Origin of the sequence: Streptomyces sp. NPDC001634, from assembly GCF_040298185.1 — a bacterium.
Taxonomy (GTDB): Bacteria; Actinomycetota; Actinomycetes; order Streptomycetales; family Streptomycetaceae; genus Streptomyces.
On the sequence record NZ_JBEOZU010000212.1, the window covers coordinates 1 to 1,976 of the forward strand.

Annotated in this window: 1 rRNA gene; it reads right to left on the minus strand. The window is 47.5% G+C overall.

Features of this window, described 5'->3' with window-relative positions:
- Positions 1 to 8: 8 nt before the first annotated feature.
- Positions 9 to 1,555: ribosomal RNA gene (locus tag ABT186_RS47555) — 16S ribosomal RNA — on the minus strand.
- Positions 1,556 to 1,976: the final 421 nt, after the last annotated feature.

Consider the following 1,976-nt stretch of genomic DNA (forward strand, 5'->3'; position numbering starts at 1 on the left):
TTCCTTAGAAAGGAGGTGATCCAGCCGCACCTTCCGATACGGCTACCTTGTTACGACTTCACCCCAGTCATCGGTCTTACCTTAGGAAGCGCCCTCCTTGCGGTTAGGCAACCTACTTCGGGTACTCCCAACTCCCGTGGTGTGACGGGCGGTGTGTACAAGGCCCGGGAACGTATTCACCGCGGCGTGCTGATCCGCGATTACTAGCGATTCCGACTTCATGTAGGCGAGTTGCAGCCTACAATCCGAACTGAGAATGGTTTTAAGAGATTAGCTAAACATCACTGTCTCGCGACTCGTTGTACCATCCATTGTAGCACGTGTGTAGCCCAGGTCATAAGGGGCATGATGATTTGACGTCATCCCCACCTTCCTCCGGTTTATCACCGGCAGTCTCGTTAGAGTGCCCAACTTAATGATGGCAACTAACAATAGGGGTTGCGCTCGTTGCGGGACTTAACCCAACATCTCACGACACGAGCTGACGACAACCATGCACCACCTGTATCCCGTGTCCCGAAGGAACTTCCTATCTCTAGGAATAGCACGAGTATGTCAAGACCTGGTAAGGTTCTTCGCGTTGCTTCGAATTAAACCACATGCTCCACCGCTTGTGCGGGCCCCCGTCAATTCCTTTGAGTTTCAACCTTGCGGTCGTACTCCCCAGGCGGAGTGCTTATTGCGTTAGCTGCGATACAGAGAACTTATAGCTCCCTACATCTAGCACTCATCGTTTACGGCGTGGACTACCAGGGTATCTAATCCTGTTTGCTCCCCACGCTTTCGAGCCTCAGTGTCAGTTACAGGCCAGAGAGCCGCTTTCGCCACCGGTGTTCCTCCATATATCTACGCATTTCACCGCTACACATGGAATTCCACTCTCCTCTCCTGCACTCAAGTCTACCAGTTTCCAATGCATACAATGGTTGAGCCACTGCCTTTTACACCAGACTTAATAAACCACCTGCGCTCGCTTTACGCCCAATAAATCCGGACAACGCTCGGGACCTACGTATTACCGCGGCTGCTGGCACGTAGTTAGCCGTCCCTTTCTGGGTAGTTACCGTCACTTGATGAGCTTTCCACTCTCACCAACGTTCTTCTCTACCAACAGAGTTTTACGATCCGAAAACCTTCTTCACTCACGCGGCGTTGCTCGGTCAGACTTTCGTCCATTGCCGAAGATTCCCTACTGCTGCCTCCCGTAGGAGTTTGGGCCGTGTCTCAGTCCCAATGTGGCCGATCACCCTCTCAGGTCGGCTATGTATCATCGCCTTGGTGAGCCTTTACCTCACCAACTAGCTAATACAACGCGGGATCATCTTTGAGTGATGCAATTGCATCTTTCAAACTTAAAACTTGTGTTTAAAGTTTTTATGCGGTATTAGCATTCGTTTCCAAATGTTGTCCCCCGCTCAAAGGCAGATTCCCCACGCGTTACTCACCCGTTCGCTGCTCATCCAGTCGGTACAAGTACCAACCTTCAGCGCTCAACTTGCATGTATTAGGCACGCCGCCAGCGTTCGTCCTGAGCCAGGATCAAACTCTCAAATAAAGTATTTAAGTCACCTTAGTGACTGGCTTGTCTTTCATTATTGATTGACAGATTTTTGATGTATCTTACTACATCACATGAGTCATTCTTCTTTATTCAGTTTTCAATGGTCTAGCTTATCGCTTCAAGACCCTCGTCTCTTGCGACAACTATTATATTCTATCAAACCTAACTAAACTTGTCAAGAATTAACTGTGACTTTTATACCTTTTTTTATCTTACGTTCGCTTTTTCCCTCTCCTGTATTCGCTTTATTTCATGCCACCACTAGCTTTGGTAAATTAAAAAAATTAGTCTTTTTTAACTTGCTTTTTTCTTCTCTTATCAAAAAACTCCCTATTTTTATTAAAATAGGGAATTCCTCTTCACTCTTCGTCTTCTGAAAATAAGATGGCCTTTATTTTTTCACGAAGGCGATACC